Origin of the sequence: Streptacidiphilus sp. MAP12-33 (assembly GCF_041261265.1) — a bacterium.
In the GTDB taxonomy this organism is placed as follows: domain Bacteria; phylum Actinomycetota; class Actinomycetes; order Streptomycetales; family Streptomycetaceae; genus Streptacidiphilus.
On the sequence record NZ_JBGCCA010000007.1, the window covers coordinates 1 to 21,922 of the forward strand.

At 73.0% G+C, this 21,922-nt stretch carries 18 protein-coding genes; 11 read left to right on the forward strand and 7 right to left on the reverse strand.

The window, feature by feature from the left end:
* Positions 1-379 precede the first annotated feature (379 nt).
* Complete coding sequence (locus tag ABH931_RS09190; RefSeq protein WP_370111694.1) at positions 380-829, forward strand: PTS glucose transporter subunit IIA; 450 nt, start codon at positions 380-382, stop codon at positions 827-829.
* Between the two features lie 68 nt (positions 830-897).
* Positions 898-2,568: a phosphoenolpyruvate--protein phosphotransferase gene (ptsP, locus tag ABH931_RS09195; RefSeq protein WP_370111696.1), complete on the forward strand. Its 1,671-nt coding sequence runs from the start codon at positions 898-900 to the stop codon at positions 2,566-2,568.
* Positions 2,569-2,586: 18 nt separating this feature from the next.
* Here ptsP and ABH931_RS09200 read toward each other — a convergent pair whose 3' ends face one another.
* The gene (locus ABH931_RS09200) at positions 2,587-3,603 is read right to left on the reverse strand and encodes an EamA family transporter (protein WP_370111697.1); all 1,017 of its coding nucleotides are present in this window, start codon (positions 3,601-3,603) and stop codon (positions 2,587-2,589) included.
* A gap of 146 nt (positions 3,604-3,749) precedes the next feature.
* On the opposite strand from ABH931_RS09200, the gene ABH931_RS09205 reads away from it, so the two are divergent.
* Complete coding sequence (locus ABH931_RS09205; protein ID WP_370111699.1) at positions 3,750-4,559, forward strand: methyltransferase domain-containing protein; 810 nt, start codon at positions 3,750-3,752, stop codon at positions 4,557-4,559.
* 210 nt (positions 4,560-4,769) lie between these two features.
* Here the strand turns inward: ABH931_RS09205 and ABH931_RS09210 are convergent, their stop codons facing one another.
* Entirely contained in the window at positions 4,770-6,761 is a 1,992-nt protein-coding gene (locus ABH931_RS09210; protein WP_370111701.1) for an acetoacetate--CoA ligase, read from the reverse strand.
* A 168-nt stretch (positions 6,762-6,929) separates the two neighbouring features.
* Between ABH931_RS09210 and ABH931_RS09215 the strand changes: the two genes are divergently transcribed.
* On the forward strand, positions 6,930-7,868 hold the full coding sequence (locus ABH931_RS09215) for a S16 family serine protease (RefSeq protein ID WP_370111703.1): 939 nt from the start codon (positions 6,930-6,932) through the stop codon (positions 7,866-7,868).
* Positions 7,869-8,137: 269 nt separating this feature from the next.
* Here ABH931_RS09215 and ABH931_RS09220 read toward each other — a convergent pair whose 3' ends face one another.
* The 5 genes from ABH931_RS09220 to ABH931_RS09240 form a co-directional block, all read right to left on the reverse strand.
* Positions 8,138-9,457, reverse strand: a complete 1,320-nt coding sequence (locus ABH931_RS09220; protein WP_370111704.1) for an adenylosuccinate synthetase — start codon at positions 9,455-9,457, stop codon at positions 8,138-8,140.
* Complete coding sequence (locus ABH931_RS09225) at positions 9,454-10,482, reverse strand: hypothetical protein (RefSeq protein WP_370111706.1); 1,029 nt, start codon at positions 10,480-10,482, stop codon at positions 9,454-9,456. The genes ABH931_RS09220 and ABH931_RS09225 overlap by 4 nt, the downstream gene beginning before the upstream one ends.
* A 116-nt stretch (positions 10,483-10,598) precedes the next feature.
* Positions 10,599-11,708 (reverse strand): molecular chaperone DnaJ, encoded by a 1,110-nt coding sequence (locus tag ABH931_RS09230; protein ID WP_370111707.1) that lies wholly within the window; start codon positions 11,706-11,708, stop codon positions 10,599-10,601.
* Positions 11,705-12,514: an NUDIX domain-containing protein gene (locus ABH931_RS09235; protein ID WP_370111708.1), complete on the reverse strand. Its 810-nt coding sequence runs from the start codon at positions 12,512-12,514 to the stop codon at positions 11,705-11,707. The genes ABH931_RS09230 and ABH931_RS09235 overlap by 4 nt, the downstream gene beginning before the upstream one ends.
* Positions 12,515-12,630: 116 nt before the next feature.
* Entirely contained in the window at positions 12,631-13,197 is a 567-nt protein-coding gene (locus ABH931_RS09240; RefSeq protein ID WP_370111710.1) for a TetR/AcrR family transcriptional regulator, read from the reverse strand.
* 98 nt (positions 13,198-13,295) lie between these two features.
* Between ABH931_RS09240 and ABH931_RS09245 the strand changes: the two genes are divergently transcribed.
* The 7 genes from ABH931_RS09245 (at position 13,296) to ABH931_RS09275 (ending at position 21,782) form a co-directional block, all read left to right on the forward strand.
* Entirely contained in the window at positions 13,296-14,042 is a 747-nt protein-coding gene (locus ABH931_RS09245) for an SDR family oxidoreductase (protein WP_370111711.1), read from the forward strand.
* 416 nt (positions 14,043-14,458) lie between these two features.
* Positions 14,459-15,358: a homocysteine S-methyltransferase gene (gene mmuM, locus ABH931_RS09250; RefSeq protein ID WP_370111713.1), complete on the forward strand. Its 900-nt coding sequence runs from the start codon at positions 14,459-14,461 to the stop codon at positions 15,356-15,358.
* A gap of 317 nt (positions 15,359-15,675) precedes the next feature.
* A complete protein-coding gene (locus tag ABH931_RS09255) occupies positions 15,676-16,458 on the forward strand; it encodes an IclR family transcriptional regulator (RefSeq protein WP_370111715.1) in 783 nt (260 codons plus the stop codon).
* Positions 16,459-16,662: 204 nt separating this feature from the next.
* Positions 16,663-17,376: an MIP/aquaporin family protein gene (locus tag ABH931_RS09260; RefSeq protein ID WP_370111717.1), complete on the forward strand. Its 714-nt coding sequence runs from the start codon at positions 16,663-16,665 to the stop codon at positions 17,374-17,376.
* Positions 17,377-17,446: 70 nt separating this feature from the next.
* Complete coding sequence (glpK, locus tag ABH931_RS09265) at positions 17,447-18,991, forward strand: glycerol kinase GlpK (protein WP_370111719.1); 1,545 nt, start codon at positions 17,447-17,449, stop codon at positions 18,989-18,991.
* Between the two features lie 126 nt (positions 18,992-19,117).
* Entirely contained in the window at positions 19,118-20,704 is a 1,587-nt protein-coding gene (locus ABH931_RS09270; RefSeq protein WP_370111721.1) for a glycerol-3-phosphate dehydrogenase/oxidase, read from the forward strand.
* 118 nt (positions 20,705-20,822) lie between these two features.
* The gene (locus ABH931_RS09275) at positions 20,823-21,782 is read left to right on the forward strand and encodes an epimerase (protein WP_370111723.1); all 960 of its coding nucleotides are present in this window, start codon (positions 20,823-20,825) and stop codon (positions 21,780-21,782) included.
* Positions 21,783-21,922 lie beyond the last annotated feature (140 nt).

Below are 21,922 nucleotides of genomic sequence, written 5' to 3' on the forward strand. Positions count from 1 at the left end.
AGTAACTGGCGTTGACTTTTGGCACGCTGTTGAGTTCTCAAGGAACGGTCGCTTCCTTTGCTTCCCTTTCGGGCCGCTCCGGGCGCTTCCTTCGTGTTTTGTCCCGGTCGGCGCCGGGCACAACGAGAAAGTTACACACCTCCGCGTCGGGGAGCAAATCGGCGCTGGTCACCCGGATGACGTAGAGTCTCCGAGGCGCGTAGTGGTCTAGACCTCTCGCCGATCATGCCCGGCACCGGGCACGCAGGACCCTCTGCAGCCTGCGAACTCGGGACTTTCGGTCCCATCTGTCCGTAGTTGACATGATTTAGGCTGATCTCCGACGTGGGCCGCTCGGCCTGCACGCGGGATTCCGCCATCTCGACGAGGAGGCACCACCATGACGACCGTCACGTCCCCCCTGGCCGGTCAGGCGATCGGGCTCGCGAACGTTCCCGACCCCGTCTTCTCCGGCGCGATGGTCGGCCCGGGTACCGCGATCGACCCTGTGCGCGAGCCGGGCGAGGCGGTCTCCCCGATCGACGGCGTCGTCGTCTCCATGCACCCCCACGCGTTCGTCGTCCTGGACGGTGACGGACACGGCGTGTTGACCCACCTCGGGATCGACACCGTGCAGCTCAACGGCGAGGGCTTCGAGCTGCTCGTGAACAAGGGCGACACCGTCAAGCGCGGCCAGCCGGTCGTCAAGTGGGACCCGTCGGCGGTCGAGGCGGCGGGGAAGTCGCCGATCTGCCCGATCGTCGCGCTGGAGGCTGCACCGGAGCAGCTGTCCGAGGTGGCCGAGTCGGGATCGCTCGCGGCGGGCGACACCCTCTTCACTTGGAAGTAGTGCCCTACCCGCGCGCGGCGCGCGCCAGCTGAACCCTTCGACGGAGACTCAAAGCGGAGACCGGTGAGATGACAGAGACCCTGCAGGGCGTGGGCGTGAGCCACGGTGTGGCGATCGGCCAGGTGCGGCACATGGGCACGGCGGTGCTGGAGCCCGAGGCCAGGCAGATCCCGACCGAGGACGCGGCCCGCGAGCAGGCCCGCGCCCGGCAGGCGGTCGACGCCGTGGCCGCCGACCTCCAGGCGCGCGGCAACCTCGCCGGTGGCGAGGCGCAGGCCGTGCTGGAGGCCCAGGCGCTGATGGCGCAGGACCCGGAGCTGATGGCGGACGTCGAGCGTCGCATCGCCGTCGGCAGTTCCGCGGAGCGCGCCGTCTACGACGCGTTCGCGGCCTACCGGGCGCTGCTCGCCGCCGCCGGCGACTACCTCGCGGGACGCGTCGCCGACCTGGACGACGTGCGGAACCGCATCGTGGCGCGGCTGATGGGCGTGCCGATGCCGGGCGTGCCGGACAGCGACGAGCCGTACGTGCTCTTCGCCCGGGACCTGGCGCCCGCCGACACCGCGCTGCTGGACCCGACGCTCGTCCTGGGCTTCGTCACCGAGGAGGGCGGGCCGACCAGCCACAGCGCGATCCTCGCCCGCGCGCTGGGTGTGCCGGCCGTCGTGGCCCTGCCGGGTGCGACGGACACGGCCGAGGGTGTGCTGGTCGCGGTGGACGGCAGCACGGGTGCGGTGATCGTCGAGCCGGCGCAGTCCACGCAGGACGCGTTGCGCGCGGAGGCGGCGGAGCGGAAGGCGGCGCTGGCGGCGTCGACCGGTCCGGGGCAGACCTCCGACGGGCACCGGGTGCCGCTGCTGGCGAACGTCGGCGGTCCGGCGGACGTCCCGGCGGCGGTCGAGGCGGGGGCCGAGGGCGTCGGTCTCTTCCGTACCGAGTTCCTCTTCCTGGACGACTCCAAGAAGGCGCCGTCCGAGGAGTCCCAGATCGAGGCGTACCGCAAGGTACTGGAGGCGTTCCCGGAGGGCCGGGTCGTCGTGCGCGTGCTGGACGCCGGCGCGGACAAGCCGCTGGAGTTCCTGACTCCCGCCGACGAGCCGAACCCCGCGCTCGGCGTGCGCGGTCTGCGCACACTGCTGGAGCACCCCGAGGTGCTGGACACCCAGTTGCGGGCGCTGGCCAAGGCGGCCGAGGGACTGCCGGTGTACCTGGAGGTCATGGCCCCGATGGTGGCCGACCGCCAGGACGCGCGGGACTTCGCGGAGGCCTGTCGCAAGGCGGGGTTGCGGGCGAAGTTCGGCGCGATGGTCGAGATCCCGTCGGCGGCGCTGCGGGCGCGGTCGATCCTGCAGGAGGTCGAGTTCCTCTCGCTGGGCACCAACGACCTGGCTCAGTACACCTTCGCGGCCGACCGCCAGGTGGGCGCGGTGGCGCGGTTGCAGGACCCGTGGCAGCCGGCGCTGCTGGACCTGATCGCGTTCTCGGCGGAGGCCGCGAAGGCGGAGGGCAAGAGCTGCGGCGTCTGCGGCGAGGCGGCCGCGGATCCGGTGCTGGCGTGCGTGCTGACGGGCCTCGGTGTGACGAGCCTGTCCATGGGCGCGGCCTCGATCCCCTACGTGCGGGCGAAGCTGTCCAAGGTGACGCTGGCGCAGTGCGAACGCGCGGCACTGGCCGCGCGGGCGACGGACAACGCGGCCGACGCGCGCGCGGCGGCGAACCAGGTGCTGTCCGGGGAGTGACCCGGGGCGCCTGACCCTTTACGCCTGTGCCGGGCCCTCGCTTTTCGAGACTGGAGTCTCGGGGACGGGGGCCCGCCACGTTCGACCCTCCGTACTGACCACGAGGAAGACTCCCGCCACCACGACGGCCCCGCCGATCGCGATGGACCAGGTGACCGGCTCGGAGAGGATCAGCCAGCCCAGGGCGACCGCGACGACCGGGTTGACGTAGGCGTAGGTCGCGACGAGCGACAGCGGGGCGTTCTGCAGCAGCCAGGCGAAGGCGCTGAAGGCGACGATCGATCCGAAGACGACGAGGTAGGCGAGGGCGAGCCAGGAGTTGGTGCTGATCGCGCCGAACCGGACGTGCTCGTGGCGGACCAGGCTGAGCAGCAGGTCCCCGACGCCGCCGGCGAGCATCTCGTAGGCACTCGCGGTGAAGGCACTCTCCGGCATGGGCAGCCGGGAGGAGAGGAAGGAGCCCACCGACCAGAGCAGCGCGGCGGTGAGCACCAGGGCGATCCCGGTGAGCCGGACGCCGCCGGAGGCACCGGGGAGGGTCAGCACGGCGAGTCCGCTGAAGCCGAGCAGGACGCCTCCGAAGGTCGCGGCCCGCGGGCGGTCGCCGAAGAGGCTGCGCAGCACGATGACCCAGAGCGGGACGCTCGCGACGAGCAGTGCGGCGAGGCCGGACGGGATCCGGGTCTCGGCCAGGACGACGAGGCCGTTGCCGCCGACCAGGAGAAGCAGTCCGACCAGGACGGCGGAGGCGAGGCGGCGCCGGTCGATCCTCAGCGCGGCCGGCCCCGAGCGCCAGGCGACGAGTCCGGCGAGCAGCAGGCCTGCGACGAGGAAGCGGAGCCCCGCGGAGAAGAACGGCGGGATGGTCTCGACGACGATGCGGATGGCGAGGTAGGTCGAGCCCCACACGACGTAGACGATGGCCAGTCCCGTCCAGAGCACGGCCTGCGGCCTGCGGGTGGCTGCGGTCGACGGGTGGGCGGGGGCGGCGGGTGCTCCGGTGCGGGTCGAGGCGGCGGCCGCGTCGCGCGTCATGGGCGTACCTCTCTGACGGGTCTGTACACCGATCCTGGCGCGAAGGGACGCCGCTCCGCTACGGGCGCGACGGATTGTTCTCGCCATTTGAGACGGATCTTCTCGCTTCATGAGACATGATCTAGCGTCAGGGTCGGGAGGTGGACATGACCGAGCATCAGAACCAGTACACGCACGGCTTCCACGATTCGGTGCTGCGTTCGCACCGGTGGCGCACGGTCGAGAACTCCGCGGCGTACCTGCTGCCGGAGCTGAAGCCGGGACAGACCCTGCTGGACGTGGGCTGCGGCCCCGGCACGATCACCGCCGGACTGGCGGAGCGGGTCGGCCCCGGCCAGGTCACCGCGGTCGACAGCTCCGCTGAGGTGCTGGCCCAGGCGGCCGCGGCCGTCCCGGAGTCGGCCGGGGTCCGCTTCGAGACGGCGGACGTGCACGCGCTCCCGTTCCCGGACGCGTCGTTCGACGTGGTCCACGCGCACCAGGTGCTGCAGCACGTCGCCGATCCGGTGACGGCCCTACGCGAGATGCGCCGGGTCTGCCGCCCCGGCGGGGTCGTCGCGGTACGCGATTCGGACTACGCGGGCTTCACCTGGTACCCCGCCCTGCCGGAGCTGGACGAGTGGAACACCCTGTACCACCGGGTGGCCCACAGCAACGCCGGCGAGCCGGACGCGGGCCGGATGCTGCGCGCCTGGGCGCTGGAGGCCGGCTTCGCGGCCGAGCGGATCGGGGCGTCGTCGTCGACGTGGTGCTTCGCCGCGGACGAGGACCGCGCGTGGTGGGGCGGGATGTGGGCGGAGCGGATTGTCGCTTCCAGCGTGGCCGAACAGGCGGTGGCGGAGGGGTTCGCGACACGGGAGGACCTGGAGCGAATCTCCGAAGGCTGGCGCAGGTGGGCGGCGGACGACCGCGGCTGGCTGAGCGTCCTGCACGGCGAGCTCCTCTACCGGGCGTAGCCCGGTAGAGGGCGCGGGGCTCTGCCGATCTGCGGCTCCGCCGCGGGGCGCGACAAGCCACCCAGCGAGGTAGAGCCCCGAACGCGCAGGGCCATCCGCTCGTCAGTGGTTGCTCGCGCCCCGCAGGGGAACCTCCCGGCCGAAGGCTGGGGGAGGAGCCGCTGATCAGCAGAGCCCCACGCCCCCAGGCGGCTACGCCGCCTACGGTGCTCAGGCCCGCCGGTACTGCTCGAAGATGCGGAGGGCGTCCGGGTTGTCGATGGAGCCTGGGTTGACCGCCTTCTCCAGCGGCGTACCGCCGAGAATCCGCTTCACCGGGACCTCGATGCGCTTGCCCGTGAGGGTGTGCGGCAGTGCCGGGACCGCGATGATCTCGTCCGGGACGTGGCGCGGCGACAACTGCGTCCGCACCGTGTCGCGCACCGCGGCCCGCAGCGCGTCGTCGAGTTCCGCGCCCTCCGCGAGGACGACGAAGAGCGGCATCCAGTAGCCGCCGTTCGGCTCCTCCAGGCCGATGACCAGGGACTCCTTGATCTCGGGCAGGCGCTCGACCACCTCGTAGATGTCCGCCGAGCCCATCCGGACGCCCTGCCGGTTCAGCGTCGAGTCGGAGCGGCCGTGGATGACGACGCTGCCGCGGTCGGTCACGGTGATCCAGTCGCCGTGGCGCCATGTGCCGGGGAACATCTCGAAGTAGCTCTCGCGGTAACGGACGCCCCCGGGGTCGTTCCAGAAGCCGATCGGCATCGACGGGATCGGCTTGGTGACGACCAGCTCGCCGACCTCCTCGACCACCGGCTTGCCGCTCGCGTCCCAGGCCTCCACCGCGGCGCCGAGGCTGGGAGCCTGGATCTCGCCGACGTGGACGGGCAGCGTCGGCACGCCGCCGACGAAGCAGCTGCACACGTCCGTGCCGCCGCTGACCGAGGCGAGCCAGACGTCGGAGCTGATCTCGTCGTAGATCCAGCGGAAGCCGTCCGGCGGCAGCGGGGAGCCGGTGGTGCCGATCGCGCGGAGCTTGGAGAGGTCGAGGTCCCGGCCCGGGTGGACCTCGGCCTTCTTGCAGGCCATGACGTAGGCGGCGGAGGTGCCGTAGACGGTGACGCCGGTCGCGGCCGCGATGCGCCACTGGGCGTCCGGGGTCGGGTAGCCCGGGCTGCCGTCGTAGGTGACGATGCTCGCGCCCACCAGCAGGCCGGCGAGCAGGAAGTTCCACATCATCCAGCCGGTGGAGGTGTACCAGAAGAAACGGTCCTCCGGCCCGAGGTCCAGGTGCAGGCCCGCCTGCTTGAGGTGCTCCACGGTGATGCCGCCGTGGCTCTGCACGATGGCCTTCGGCAGGCCCGTCGTGCCGGAGGAGTACAGCACCCACAGCGGGTGGTCGAACGGCAGCTGCTCGAAGACGGGAACGGCGGGAGCGGAGGTCAGCGACTCCCACTCCAGCGCACCCTCAGGCGCCGCGCGCCCGAGCAGCGGGATGTGCACGACGTGCCGCAGCGACGGCAGCTCGGCCCGCAGCTCGGCGACGACCTCGGTGCGGTCGTGCTCCTTGCCGCCGTAGCGGTAGCCGTCGACGGCGAACAGCAGCACCGGCTCGATCTGCTGGAAGCGGTCCAGCACGCTGCGCGCGCCGAAGTCGGGCGCGCAGGAGGTCCACACCGCGCCGACGGCCGCGGTGGCCAGCAGGGCGACGGCGGCCTGGGGCACGTTGGGCACGTAGGCGCTGACGCGGTCGCCGGGGCCGACGCCGAGGCGGCGCAGCTCGGCCGCCAGCGAGCCGACCTGGCGGCGCAGCTCGGACCAGGTGGTGACGCGCGGCTTCTCGCTGCCCTCCTCCAGGTGCAGGATCGCGGGGCTGTCGGCGTTGTGCGGGTCCTCGCCGTGGCGCAGGACGTGCTGGGCGTAGTTGAGCCGCGAGCCGGGGAACCACTCGGCGCCCGGCATGGCGGAGTCACCGAGGACGGCGGTGGGCGCGGTGGTGAAGCGGACGTCGAACCACTGGGTCAGCGCGCTCCAGAAGTCGTCGAGGTGCTCGACGGACCAGCGGTGGAACAGTGCGTACTCGACCTCCGGCCTGCCGTCGGCGGTCGGCCGGGGCGCACCGTAGTACTCGGCGGCGAAGCGGTGGAAGGCGGCGAGCCTCGAAGCCGTGGCACGGGCGGGGTCGGGCTGCCACAGGGGGGTGATCTCGTCGCTGCTCATGCGCTGTGCGTGCCTCCGCGGTCCGGCGCCCTGCACGTCGGCGGGCAGGTGGGAACGCCTGTGCTGAATCTCCCACGAACGCGGGTCGGCACGCCAGGCAGGTTGACCCACCGATCCTCGTAAGCTGTGCCGCACCGCCCGGTGGAGGCGGCCCGGGAGGGGGCGTCCATGCTCTTCAAGCACAGGCATCTGCTGGAGGATCTGCGGGAGCGCGGCAGGACCGCGCCCGCCGAGATCATCTCGGTCAAGACGGTGGGCGGGGGGAACCATCTGCGAGCGATGTGGGCCTCGGACCAGGACCTCACGGCCCAGTGGATGGATTGCTGGATGCACCTGCGGGTGGTCCCGAAGAGCCGGGCGGAGCCGCCGTTCGAGGCGACGGTGCTGACCCGGATGCACACGCTGCCGCTCGAGGGCGGCGTCGTGCCCGTCTGGTACGACCCGGCGGACCACGCCCGGGTGGTCGTGGACTACGAGGCCGACGTCCAGGGCAAAATGCACAACCTGGCCCACGGCGACCTGCTCCAGCACCGCTACGACCAGCGTCTCGGCCTGGCCTGGACGCCCGTCCGCGACGCGCTGCTGCCGGTGATGGTGATGGCGGAGCGCGGGCGCGGCCGGGTGAAGGCGACCGGCCTCCTCGGCGGCCTCTTCGGTCCCGCCGCAGAGGCCGCCGTCGTCGCGGTGCGCGGCGCGGCGCCCGCGCTGCTGCCGCAGCTGGGCGCCGACTGGTTCGCCCACCACGACATCAGCGTCGAGGAGCCGTACGGGGACATCCCGCGCGGCACGACGCCTGACGACGCGGCGGGCGCCGGGCTGGCGATCGCGGTGGCCTTGGTCTCGCTGCTGGGTGGCCACCTGGTCCGCGCGGAGGTGGCCGTCACCGGTCGGCTCGGTGCCGACGGCGTGCTCGCGCCGGTCACCGACCTCGGCGGACGCCTGACCGCCGCGCACCACGTCTACGCGACGCGCCTGGTCGCCCCGTCGGGCAACGCTCCGCACGGGTCCGTCGGTGGCCCGGAGCTGGTCTTCGCCGCCGATCTCCCCGAGGCCCTCTCCTCGACCCTGGGCCGCCACGCGCTGCGGACCTTCGTCCCGCCCGCCTGAGGCCACGGCAGCGGCCCCCGGCCGGGTGCGGTGCGGGGTGTGCGGTGCGCGGTGCGCGGTGCGCGGTGCGCGGTGCGCGGAGCGGGGAGCGGGGAGCGGGGAGCGGGCGAAGGGTGGCTCGCGCGCGGGCTTCCGGTCAGGCCGAACAAGCCCGCCTGCCCCCGGCAGGCTGGCGGGGACAGGTCCCGGGAGGCCGATCCCGGGACGCCGATCCCGGGACGCCGATCCCGGGACGCCGATCCCGGCAGCCTGCCGGGCTTTTCGGCGGGTCAGCCCGTTGGGGTGAGGGCGGCGTCGGCCGGGAGCGCGACAGCGCCATGGCGGTGGAAGGTCGCGTCGCTGGTGCGGGGGCCGTAGGAGGTGAGCAGGACGGGCAGGCCTAGGGCGTGGCTGACGGTCTCGGGCCAGTCCGCGGGGCGTTCGAGGCGGGCCGGGCGGGTGCGCAGGAGCCGTTCGGTGAGGGCGCGGCGCTGCGCGAGGCCGCCGGGCGGCGCGGGGGTCAGGTCGCGGACCTCGCCGCCCTCGACGCGGTAGGCGTCACACAGACGCAGGCGCGGCGCCCGGGTGGCGGCGTCCAGGTGGGTGAGGGCGAGCGCGTCGGCTCCCCCGGCGGCGCGCAGGGCGTAGCGGTGGGCGACCGCGTCGAAGTGGCCGCGGCGGAACGCGCCCTGCCAGGGGCCGGTGGCGTTGTGGGGCTCCGGCAGGTCCGCGTCGAGGGCGGCGTCCTCGGTGACCAGCGGGCCGGGGCCGTGCCGGGTGGTGACGGCGCGGACGACGCCGAGGCGCAGCGCCTCCCCCGCGGCCCCCGCCTCGGTCAGCAGCGCGTCCGTGTTGGCGAATGTGGTGGTGGACCAGGTTGTGTAGGGGTGGAAGCCGTGCCACTCGTCCAGCAGGACGCCCTGCGCGCCCTCGAAGACGACGCGCTCCCGCCGGAGCACGCCCGCCAGGTACGGCTCGTCCGTGAACCGGACCGTCGCCGCGAACGCCCGGTAGGCGAGCACGCAGTCCTCGACGGGTGGCCCCAACCGCTCCACCGCGATGTCGAGTTCCGCCGCCAGGCGCTCGCGCAGCACGGCCAGCCTGGCCGTCAGCCGCAGGGGCGCGGCGCAGTCCCCGACCGTGGGTGCGCCCTCGGGGTTGGCGAGGGCGTAGGCGGCGGTCTCGCCGATCCCCATGCCGCACGAACCGTGGCGGGCCGCACCGCGCGCCCGTTCGCGCAGGCGGTTCGCGGCGGCGTGGTACGGGGTGGTGAGCAGGGCCCGGCGGTCGACGGTGAGCCCGGCGAACGGGTCGGCGACGCCGATCGACCGCAGGTGCCGTGCCTCGGTGGACAGCGCGAGCGGGTCGACGAGGACGAACCGGGACAGGTGCGTGCGCACGCCGGGCACGAGGCCACCGGAGCCGAACTGCGCGAAGGTGTGGTGGCGACCGTCGTCGGCGACCACGTTGTGGGCCGCCTGCGCACCGCCGTTGAAGCGCACCACGCAGGTCGCGCCCATCGCCCGGCACAGCCGGTCCACGGTGGCGCCCTTGCCGGCGTCGCCGAACCCCAGGTCGACGACGACGGCGTGGCGTTGACGGATCGTCACAGCCGGGTGTTCCCTCCGTGTTCCGGGCTGTCATGGAAGGTGGCGCCGTCGTGGGAGGTGGCGCCGTCGCGTCGGAGCAGCGAGACCTCGGAGACGGCGATCTGTCCGCCGCGCCGCGCGACGCCCGCCAGTGCACGGCCGACGGCCGCCCCGGCGCGCGAGCCGACGTCGGAGAGGTCGGCGAGGCCCTCGTCGAGGTCGATGGCGTCCTCGCCGATCCCGATGGTGAGCGCGATCGTCTCGCAGACCGCGTCCAGGTCGTCCAGTTCGATGACGTTCTCGCCGAGCAGGTTGCGCCAGCGGCCCAGAACCTGGTCGTTGCCAACGTAGGAGGACCCGGCGGGGAGGACGAAGTAGACGTCCCAGCGGCGCTTGAGCTCGTCCAGCAGGCTCTCCAAGGGGAGGTCCTCCGGCAGGCGTTCGCCGAAGACCTCGTGCACCTGGGTGGCACTGACGCGCCCGTAGGGCAGTTCGTCGCCGATGAGGAAGAGGTAGCCGCGACGGCCGCGCTTCTCGTGGCAGTCGATGGCGGTGTGCTGGGCCATGGCGTACAGGGCGAGCTCGTAGGACTCGTGCATCTGCCCGCCGCCCCCGCCCTCGAGGAAGATGCTGCCGAGGTTGTCGTCCATCCGGTTGTCCGACTCGAACTGCCCGAGCTGGAGCGGTACTCGGTCGCAGGTGGCGTCGCCGATGCCGCCGAACATGATCTGCGGGTCGCGGATGTAGCCCTTGCGCAGCAGCAGGCCGAACAGCTCCGGCAGTTTGGTCTGCAGGACCCGCGGCACGGTGCCCATGGAGCCGGTGACGTCGAAGAGGACGGCCACCGCCTGGGAGTCGGGGTGTTCGGCGCTGTCGCGGCTCTCACGGACGGTCAGCCCGAACGGGTCGAGGTCCGGGTGGGCGCGCCACAGGTGGCGTGGGCCGCGGCGGGCCCGGTCGCTGTAGTCGAAGGCGCCGATGCCGTTCTCGGCGCGGAAGTTGGCGGCTGCGGCGTAGACGTCGGTGTCCCAGCGTCCGCTTCCCATGGTGGCTCTCCCCGTTCGGTGTGGTGTGGTGCGCGTACCTGTGGTGCGCGCACCTGTGGTGCGCGTTCGTGTGGTGCGCGTCGGTGCGGGCCGTGACTGCGGCGGCGGGCCGTCGCTCAGGCGGCGGGCAGGTGCAGTGGGCGGAAGGTGCGCGGGCCGTAGAGGCGTTCCAGCAGTCGGTCGAGTTCCGCCAGCAGGCGCCAGGCGTCGTGCGGGCGGCGGGCCTCGGCCGGGAGCATGCAGCCGGCCAGGAAGTTGCGGATCGGCCGCGGGGCCTGATCGCCCATGAGTTCGGCGATGCAGGAGCTGGCGAGGTGGATGTCGGTGGCCTCGGTGACGGGTCGCCGGGCCGGCACCTCTGGCGGGTAGCGGTCGCGGTGGCGTTCGACGAGCGCGGGCGCCGGCGTGGGCGCGCCCGTCGACGCGTAGCACCAGTCGACCAGCACCACACCGTGCTCCACCGGTTGGATCAGGACGTGCTCGGGCAGCACCGCGCCGTGGCGGACCCGGGTGCGGTGCGCGTGCCCGAGCGCGACGAGCAGGCGCCGCCAGATCCAGGCGGCGTCGCGGGGGTCGAGCCCGTCGGGAAAAGCCGCGCGCAGCTGCGCCAGGGTGAGGAACCCGTCGAGCTGCAGCAGCGCGTTGACGCGGCGCGGGACGGCGGCCGGGTCGGCGGGGTCCGCGTGACAGAAGCTCTCCAGCAGCGTGGGCACGTAGCTCTGGAACCGCGGTTCGCCGTGGCGGGCCAGCCAGGTGAGGACGTGGGCCTCACGTTCCATCAGGTCGTTGTCGGCAGGGTCGCGCGGGGTCTTCAGGACGGCGTCGAGCGGTGGCCCGGCGCTGTCGCGGCGGCGGGAGCGGGCGGCGCGCAGGACGGCGATGTCGCCGACGGCCAGCGTCCCGCCCACCTGGTACCGGTAGCGACGGGTCGTCAGCAGGTCGTCGTCCGGGGGCTGCTGGGTGGCGCGGAGGCGGTTGAGCGCGGCGCAGGCGGCGGTCGCCTCGGCGCGGCGACCCGGCGGCGAGGTGTCCGGGTGCAAGAGGCGGACCAGGCGCCGGTAGCGGCGCGCGGACGCCTCGGGGTCGCTGACCGGACCGAAGAGTTCGTCGGCGCTCCCCGCCGAGGCGAGGGCGGCCAGCGCCTCGTCGAAGGTGCGCGGGCGTGGCGGCTCCGGCCGGTCGCCGGGCCGGCCATGGGCGGAGGCCGCCCAGGGTGGTTGGTTCAACGCACTCCCTCCTCACGGTCGGGGCGCAGCAGCGCCGGGTGGAGCAGGCGGGCGTCCCCGGCCCGGTAGACCCGGGCCCGCGGCCCGCCGCGGGAGCCGCCGCGCTCGGCGGTCTCCCCGGTGCTCTCGACGAAGCCGGGCACGGAGAGCACCTTGCGGTGGAAGTTGCCGGGGTGGAGCTTCTCCCCCCAGATCTCCTCGTAGACGGTGCGCAGCTCGGGGATGGTGAACTCCGGCGCGAGGAAGGCCGTGGCCAGCGGCGTGTACTCGAGCTTGGCGCGGGCGCGGTCCAGTGCGTCGGCGAGGATCGCCGCGTGGTCGAAGGCGAGCTCGCGGCCGGTGAGCCGCCGGTCGCCGGTCCCACCCCCGTGGGGACCGGCGACCGGAGTCCAGACGGCGCGGGCGGCGTCGCCACCGGCACGCGGGTCGGGCAGGTCGGGTGCGAAGGCCAGGTAGGCCACCGAGACCACGTGCATCCGCGGGTCCCGTTCGGGGGCGCCGTAGGAGCCGAGCTGCTCCAGATGCACGCGGCGCAGGGCGCCGGCGCTGAGCCCCGTCTCCTCCGCGAGCTCACGCGCCGCGGCCTCGTCCAGCCCCTCCTCCCCCGCCTTGACGAACCCGCCCGGCAGCGCCCATCGGCCCTGGAACGGCGGCGCGGCACGCTCGACCAGCAGAACGTTGAGGCGGCCCTCGCGCATGGTGAGCACGACGACGTCGACGGTCAGCGCGATCGCGGGGAAGGCCCGCGGGTCATAGGTGGCAAGGAACGCGGCCTCGTCATCGGTGCGGGCGGGCTGCGCGTCCATGCTGTGCTCCGTTGTTCTCAGGATGTTGTTCTCATGATGAGTATTTCTCAGAACGAGAACAACATAGCGCGCGGCGATGCCCGACACCAGCCCCGCGAGCCGGGGTGCGCCGGATCTCAGCCGCGCAGCGCGGCCACCACGACGAGCACTTCCTCCGTCAACTCCGGTCCGACCGGACCGTGTTCGTTCATCAGCCGGTACCACATCGCACCGAAGACCAGGTCGACGACGGTGGGCACCGGGACCATCCACCCCTCCGCGCCCTGACGCCCGAGCACCTGCGCGAGCAGCGCACGGCGGCCGGCGATGTACGCGCGCATCGTGACGCGCAGCGCCTCGTCCGCGAAGGCGTCCGACAGCAGACCGAGCAGGACGTCCGCCACCGGCGCCTTGTTGGCCAGGGCGAAGGTCTGGTCGAGAAACAGGCGCAGGTCGGCCACCGGGTCGCCGCTCGGCGGCGGCGCGCCGTGGGCCGCGCCGATCTCGCCCATGGCCTCGACCAGGACGGCGCCGCGCGTGGGCCACCAGCGGTAGACCGTCTGACGCCCGACGCCGGCCTCCTCGGCGATCGACTTCATGGTGACGGCCGCGTAGCCGTCGCGGACGGCGAGGGCGAGGGCGGCGTCGAGGATCGCGCGGTGGGCATCGGCGCTGCGGGGGCGGCCGAGGGGCTTGCTGCTCATGGCCCGACTTTACAAGACACGATGTCTCGATACATAATCGAGGCACGGTGTCTCGTAAAGAGGCGCCGACAGTGGAACGAAGTGAAGTGGGGACGGACATGGCACAGCACACGTCGGAGCGCGTCGTCATCCTCGGCGGCACCTCGGGGATCGGACTGGCGACGGCGGACCTGCTGCTCGACCGGGGCTTCGAGGTCGTCGTCGCGGGGCGCGACGGGGAACGGCTCGCGCAGGCGCTCAAGACGCTCGCCGCGAAGGGGGAGGACCGCCCGGTGACGGGCGCGACGGTGGACGCGACGGACCGTGCGCAGCTCGGCGCGTTCTTCGCGCAGGTGGGCGCCTTCGACCACCTGGTGGTGACGGTCACCAGGAACGGCGGGGTCACCTCCCTCGCCGACCTGGAGGGCGATCTGGTGCGCGAGCACAGCGAGGGCAAGCTGCTCGCACAGCTCCTCGCCGTCCAGGCCGCACTCGGCACGCTGCGCGCGGACGGTTCGGTCACCCTCCTCGGCGCGGTCAGCTCGCAGCTGAGCGGCCCGGGCCTGGTCCTGCTGGGCGCGATGAACTCGGCCGTGGAGACCGCCTCGCGGATCCTCGCGGCGGAGCTGGCCCCGCGCCGCGTCAACGCGATCTCGCCCGGCGTGATCGAGACGCCGTGGTGGGACTGGGTCCCGCAGGAGGTGCGCGCCGAGACCCTGGCGGGCGCGACGAGCACCACCGCGGTCGGCCGCCCGGGCCGCGCCGAGGAGGTCGCGCACGCGATCGCGTTCCTGGTGGAGAACGGCTACACCACCGGCGTCGTGCTGCCGGTCGACGGCGGGGCGCGGCTGAACATCCAGCGCTGAGCCGGTGAGCCGGTGAGCTGGCGAGGTGGCAAGGTGGCGAGCCGGTGAGCCGGTGAGCCGGTGAGCTGGTGAGCTGGCGAGGTGGTGAGCCGGTGGGCTGGTGAGCTGGCGAGGTGGTGAGCCGGTGAGCTGGTGAGCTGGCGAGGTGGTGAGCCGGTGAGCTGGCGAGCCGGCGAGGTGGCGAGCCGGTGAGGGAACCCGACCGGCGAGGTGGCGAGCCGGTGAGGGAACCCGACCGGCGAGGTGGCGAGCCGGTGAGGGAACCCGAGCCGAGCCCGGGATGCGGACGGGTCACGGGTTCTGCCCCGGCGCCGGGTTAGGGTGATCGAAGCGTCGTCGGGGCGGGTCCACCGGATCTTTCGGGAGGCCCGCCCCCGCGTCGTTGACCAGCCCGTTCGCACTGCCCGGAGGTTCCCGTGACGTCCCCTCGGATCCCGCTCGCCACCGCACTGGCCCAGGGGCCGGTCGTGCTGGACGGCGGCATGTCCAACGAACTGGCGGCCGACGGGCACGACCTCTCCGACGCGCTGTGGTCCGCGCGCCTGCTGCGGGACGCGCCGGAGGCGGTGGCGGCGGTCCACCGCCGGTACTTCGAGGCGGGCGCGCAGGTCGCCATCACCGCGAGCTACCAGGCCAGCTTCGAGGGCTTCGCCCAGGTGGGCGTCGACCGTGCGGAGGCGGAGCAGCTCCTGCGGCGCAGTGTGACGCTGGCCCGCGAGGCGGCGGGCGACGCTCCCGACCGGTGGGTCGCCGCGTCGGTCGGCCCCTACGGCGCGGTCCTCGCCGACGGCTCGGAGTACCGCGGCCGCTACGGCCTCACCCGCGCCCAGCTGCGCGCGTTCCACGCCCCACGGGCCGAGGTCCTGGCCTCGGCCGCGCCGGACGTGCTCGCGATCGAGACGATCCCCGACGTGGACGAGGCGGTCGCCGTCCTCGACGCCGTCTCCGGTCTCGACGTCCCCGTCTGGCTCTCCTTCAGCGCGGCGGAGGGCCGCACCCGCGCGGGCCAGCCGCTGGAGGAGGCGTTCGCCCTCGCCCGGGACAACGCCCAGGTCATCGCCGTCGGGGTCAACTGCCTGGCGCCCGAGGAGGCGGCCGAGGCGGTGTCGCTGGCCGCGGCGGCGGCCGGCAAGCCGGTGGTCGTCTACCCCAACAGCGGCGAGGGCTGGGACGCCACGGCCCGCGCCTGGACCGGTCCGGCGACCTTCTCCCCCACCCGCGTCGACGCGTGGCTCACCGCCGGCGCCCTCCTCCTCGGCGGCTGCTGCCGCGTCGGCGCTGACCAGATCACCGCCCTGTCGGAGGCGATCCGCTAGGTGCTCTCCCGCCTGTAGTCGCACTGTCCAGGGACGCGGGGCTCTGCCGATCTGCGGCTCCTCCCCCGGCCTTCGGCCGCGAGGTGCCCCTGCGTGGGCGCGACAAGCCACCCACGTGCGGATGGTCCTCACCGAGCAGGGCCATCCGCACGCCGGTGGTTGCTCACGCCCGCAGTTGACCTAGCAGAGCGCCGCGCCCCTGAGGTGGCTGCGGCGTCCTCACTTGCCGATCAGTTCTGGCAGACTCTGAGGCAAGCAGTGCGCCGTCGACATTGTCGAACAGCGTTCCCGACAGCAAGCGCCCCGGAGGTGCCTCGATGGCCGGCTCGATCCAGTCGCTGGAGCGCGCCGCGGCGATCCTTCGGCTGCTCGCCGGCGGCGAGCGCCGGCTCGGGCTCTCCGATGTGGCGAACGCGCTCGGCCTGGCCAAGGGAACCGCCCACGGCATCCTGCGGACCCTGCAGCAGGAGGGCTTCGTCGAGCAGAACCCGGACAGCGGCAAGTACCAGCTCGGTGCCGAACTGCTGCGCCTGGGACAGAGCTACCTGGACGTGCACGAGCTGCGCGCCCGCGCGCTGGTGTGGGCCGACGACCTGGCCCGGGCCAGCGGGGAGACCGTCTACCTCGGTGTGCTGCACCAGCGCGGCGTACTGATCGTGCACCACGTGTTCCGCCCGGACGACACCAGGCAGGTGCTGGAGGTCGGCAGCATGCAGCCGCTGCACAGCACCGCGCTGGGCAAGGTGCTGACCGCCTTCGACCCGGTGGCCCGCGCCGAGCTGATCGAGAGCGAGCGCGAGGCCTTCACCGCCCACACCCTCACCGAGCTCGACGCGATCGACGCCGAGGCGGCACTCGTGCGCGAGCGCGGCTGGGCCTCGGCGGTCGAGGAGACCTGGACCGGCGTGGCGTCCATCGGCGCCCTGATCCAGGACCGGCGCCGCAACCCCGTGGGCGCGGTCGCGCTGAACGGGCCGGTCGAGCGGGTCTGCACCGCCGAACCGGACGGCCGGACCGGGCCGGTCCGGCCCGAGCTGGTGGTCTCCGTCCGCGAGGCGGCCCGCGCCATCTCCCGCGACCTGGGCGCGCCCCGCTTCTAGGCCCGCCCCCGCACCGCACCCACCGCCCGTCGCCACCACACCCGGCACGGGCCCTTCGGCGTGTTCGCAAGCGGCGCTTCACACCTTTTGCCTAGCTTGGGCGTCCATGGACGCAGCCTTGACGCACGCCTTACACCCACGTAGTTTTCGCACAGCGGTCGACATTGTCGAACGCGAGCCGCAAACTGCACCCTGGGAGTCGCTGTGTCCGACAGCCACATCTTCTTCGGCGAACTGATCGGTACCGCCGTCCTGATCCTGCTCGGCGGTGGCGTCTGCGCCGCCGTCACGTTGAAGAGATCGAAGGCGGAGGGTGCGGGCTGGCTGGCCATCACCTTCGGCTGGGGCTTCGCCGTGCTGGTGGCCGCCTACACCTCCAGCACCCTGTCCGGCGCCCACCTCAACCCCGCCGTCACCATCGCGATCGCCGTCAAGACGGGCGCGTGGAGCCACGTGCCGCTCTACCTGGCCGGGCAGTTCCTCGGCGCGGCCATAGGCGCCCTGCTGGTCTGGCTCACCTACCTCGGCCAGTTCAACGAGAACGACGAGCCCACCCTCGGCATCTTCGCGACCGGCCCCGAGATCAGGAACCCGATCCAGAACGTGATCACCGAGGCCATCGGCACCGCGGTGCTCTGCCTGCTGATCCTCACCCAGGGCCTCAACAAGGAGCTGGGCCTGTCCGGCCTGGGCATCCTGATCACCGCCCTGACGGTGGTCGGCATCGGGCTCTCCCTCGGCGGCCCGACCGGCTACGCCATCAACCCCTTCCGCGACCTGGCGCCGCGCCTGGTCCACTCCCTGCTGCCGATCCCGAAGAAGGGCGGCTCCGACTGGAGCTACGCCTGGATCCCCGTGCTGGGCCCGGTCATCGGCGCCCTGCTCGCCGGCGGCATCTACAACGCGGCCTTCGCGTAAGCCAGGCTTCTGCCTCAGGTACTCAGGAACCACCCCGCCCTCAGCCCGCCCACTCGTCAACGAGGACGCCATGACCACCAGCACCGGCCCGCACAGCACCGGCCAGTACATCGCGGCCATCGACCAGGGAACGACCTCCAGCCGCTGCATCGTCTTCGGCGCGGACGGCCGGATCGTCGCGGTCGACCAGCAGGAGCACCGCCAGATCTTCCCCCAGCCCGGCTGGGTCGAGCACGACGCCGAGGAGATCTGGACCCGGGTGCAGTCGGTCGTCTCCGGCGCCCTGGCCAAGGCCGGGCTGACCCGCGACGACATCCGCGCGATCGGCATCACCAACCAGCGCGAGACCACCGTCCTGTGGGACAAGAACACCGGCAAGCCGGTCCACAACGCCCTGGTGTGGCAGGACACCCGCACCGAGGAGCTGTGCAAGGAGCTCGGCCGCAACGTCGGCCAGGACCGCTTCCGCCGCGAGACCGGGCTCCCGCTCGCGAGCTACTTCGCCGGGCCGAAGATCCGCTGGCTGCTGGACAACGTCGAGGGCCTGCGCGAGCGCGCCGACCGAGGCGAGATCCTCTTCGGCACCATGGACACCTGGGTCATCTGGAACCTGACCGGCGGCGTCAACGGCGGCAAGCACGTCACCGACGTCACCAACGCCTCGCGCACCATGCTGATGAACCTGCACACGCTGGAGTGGGACGAGTCGATCGCCCAGTCCATGGACGTGCCGCTCGCCGTCCTGCCGGAGATCCGCTCCTCCGCCGAGATCTACGGCGAGGCGGTCGGCGAGCTGGAGGGCGTGCCCGTCGCCTCTGCGCTGGGCGACCAGCAGGCGGCGCTGTTCGGGCAGACCTGCTTCGACACCGGCGAGGCCAAGTCCACCTACGGCACCGGCACCTTCCTGCTGCTCAACACCGGCGAGAAGATCGTCAACTCCTACCACGGCCTGCTGACCACCGTCGGCTACCGGATCGGCAAGGAGGCCCCGGTCTACGCGCTGGAGGGCTCGATCGCCGTCACCGGCTCGCTGGTGCAGTGGCTGCGCGACCAGCTCGGCATCATCTCCACCGCCGCCGAGATCGAGACGCTGGCCTCGACGGTCGAGGACAACGGCGGCGCCTACATCGTCCCCGCCTTCTCCGGCCTGTTCGCGCCCTACTGGCGCTCCGACGCCCGCGGCGTCATCACCGGCCTGACCCGCTACGTGACCAAGGGCCACCTGGCCCGCGCCGTGCTGGAGGCCACCGCCTGGCAGACCCGCGAGGTCGTCGACGCCATGGAGAAGGACTCCGGCGTCACGCTCTCCGCGCTCAAGGTCGACGGCGGCATGACCAGCAACAACCTGCTCATGCAGAACATCGCGGACGTGCTCGACGTCCCGGTCGAGCGCCCGTACGTCGCCGAGACCACCGCGCTGGGCGCCGCCTACGCGGCCGGCCTGGCGGTCGGCTTCTGGCCGGACCTCGACACGCTGCGCGCCAACTGGCACCGCGCCGCCGAGTGGACCCCGCGGATGGACGAGGCGACGCGCGAGCGCGAGTACAAGAACTGGCTCAAGGCCGTCGAGCGGACCATGGGCTGGATCGAGGAGGACCAGGCGCCGGGTCACTGACGCCCCGACGCCCCAGGCACGACCACGGTGCGGCGGCGCTCCTCCGGGGGCAGGGGCTCCGCTGCACCACCCCGCTCCACCCCGCTCCACCCCCGCTCCACCCCAAGGAATTTGAGGGAACTTCCGATGCACTCCATGCCGACCCTCGGCGCCAACCGCACGGCCGACCGCGCGCAGGCGCGCGCGCTGCTGAGCAGTGCCACCTACGACCTGCTGATCATCGGCGGTGGCATCCTGGGCACGGCCGTCGCCTGGACCGCCGCGCAGTCCGGCCTGCGGGTCGCGATGGTGGACGGTGGCGACTTCGCCGGGGCCACCTCCAGTGCCTCGTCCAAGCTCGTCCACGGCGGTCTGCGCTACCTGCAGACCGGCGCGGTGAAGCTGGTCGCGGAGAACCACAAGGAGCGCCGCGCGCTGTCCACGGACGTCGCCCCGCACCTGGTCAACCCGCTCACCTTCTTCGTGCCGGTCTACAAGGGCGGCCCGCACTCCGCGCCGAAGCTCGGCGCGGGCGTCTTCCTGTACTCCGCGCTGTCCGCGTTCCGCGACGGCATGGGGCACGTCGCGACCGCCGCGACCGCCGCCCAGCAGGTCCCGGCGCTCAAGACCGAGGGCCTGCGCTCGGTCGCCGTCTACGGCGACCACCAGATGAACGACTCCCGCGTCGCAGTGATGACCGTGCGCGCGGCGGTGGACTCCGGCGCGGTCGTGCTGAACCACGCCGAGGTGACGGGCCTGCGCTTCGTCGGCGGCCGGGTCTCCGGCGCCGAGGTGCGCGACCGGCTCACCGGGGAGGAGTTCGGCGTCGACGCCCGGCTGGTGCTGAACGCGACCGGCCCGTGGGTGGACCACTTGCGGACCATGGAGGACGCGGGCTCGGCCCCGAGCATCCGCCTGTCCAAGGGCGCGCACGTGGTACTCAGGCGCAAGGCGCCGTGGAACGCGGCGCTGACCATCCCGATCGACAAGTACCGGGTCTCCTTCGCCATCCCGTGGGAGGACCACGTCCTGCTCGGCACGACGGACGAGGAGTACACCGGCGACCCGGCCGACGTGCGCGCCACCGGGGCCGACGTCGACCAGATCCTTGGCGAGGCCGCCCACGCGATCCGTGACGAGCACCTGGACCGCGACCTGATCACGTACTCGTTCGCGGGCCTGCGGGTCCTGCCCGGCGGCCCGGGCCAGACGGCGGCCGCCAAGCGCGAGACCGTGGTCACCGAGGGCCGCGGCGGCATGCTGTCGGTCGCGGGCGGCAAGTGGACGACCTACCGTCACATCGGCCGCGTGGTGCTGGACAAGCTCGCGCACGTGCCCGGCACCGGGCTGGCGGAGGACATGTCGACGATCCCGCGCACCGTCCCGCTGCCGGGCGTGGCCAGCCCGAACGCGGTCGCGCACCGCCTGCTGGTCGACCGCGAGCCCGGTGCCCGGATGGACCCGCTGGTCGCCCGTCACCTGGCCACCCACTACGGCACGCTCTCCTTCGACCTGGCCCGGATGATCGACGAGGACCCCGCGCTGGGCCGCCCGATCCACCCGGACGGCCCGGACGTATGGGCCCAGGTCGCCTACGCCGTCGACCACGAGTGGGCGGCGACCGCCGACGACGTGCTGCGTCGCCGCACCACCACGACGGTCCGCGGCCTGGACACCCCCGAGGTCCGCGCGGAGGTCGACGCCTTCCTGGCGGAGCGCTTCCCGCAGGCCTGACGCTCCCCCTTTTGCCCTTTCGAGGCCCCGCCGTCGTCGACGGCGGGGCCTTGGGCGTATGGTGAGCCCCGAGGCTTTTTGAACGCGTTCAATAATGTGGGAAGAGGGGGCGGACGCGATGAAGGTGGTCCTTCCGGGCGGAAGCGGACAGGTCGGCGGCATCCTGGACCGGGCGCTGACGGCGGCCGGGCACGAGGTGGTCGTGCTCACCCGGCGGCCGACGCGGGAGCGGCAGCTCGCCTGGGACGGCCGCACCCTCGGCCCGTGGGCCGAGGCGCTCGACGGCGCGGACCTCGTGGTCAACCTGGCGGGGCGCAGTGTCAGCTGCCGCTACACCGACGCGAACCTGCGGCAGATGATGGACTCGCGCGTCGAGTCCGCCCGGGTGGTCGGTGAGGCGATCGTGAAGGCCGCCCGTCCGCCGCGCGTCTGGATGCAGATGAGCACGGCGACGGTCTACGCCCACCGCTTCGACGCCCCGAACGACGAGGCGACCGGCCTGATCGGCGGCGCCGAGCCGGGCGTGCCCGGGTACTGGGAGTACAGCGTCCGGATCGCCAGGAACTGGGAGCGCGAACAGGAACGCGCCGAGACCCCGCACACCCGCAAGGTCGCGCTGCGCGCGGCGATGGTGATGAGCCCCGACCGCGGCGGCGTCTTCGACGTGCTGTCGTCGATGGCCCGCCTCGGCCTCGGCGGCCCCGTGGCGGGCGGGCGGCAGTACGTCTCCTGGATCCACGACGTGGACTTCGTCCGGGCGGTGCTGTTCCTCGCGGAGCGCGAGGACATCGACGGCCCGGTCAACCTGGCCGCCCCCGGCCCGCTCCCGCAGCGGGAGTTCATGCGGGCGCTGCGGCAGAACTGGGGCCGGCCGGTCGGCCTGCCGGCCACCCGCTGGATGGCCGAGGTCGGCGCGTTCGCCCTGCGCAGCGACACGGAACTGCTGCTGAAGAGCCGCCGGGTGGTGCCCGGACGCCTGAGCGGGTCCGGATTCCGCTTCGAGCACGAGCGGTGGCCCGAGGCCGCCGCCGACCTGGTCCACCGCCGCCGGATCTCGACGAAGGCTCAGGTGGTCTAGACAAGATGGCCCGGACCGGCGAATGATCTTCCCTGGACTTCCGGGGGGGGAAGCCCGGGGAACGGGGGAAAGCGTCATGGGACGAGTGCGTCACCGCTCGGCCGGTTGGCCTGGCGGCCTGGATCGGCCTGACCGTCGCG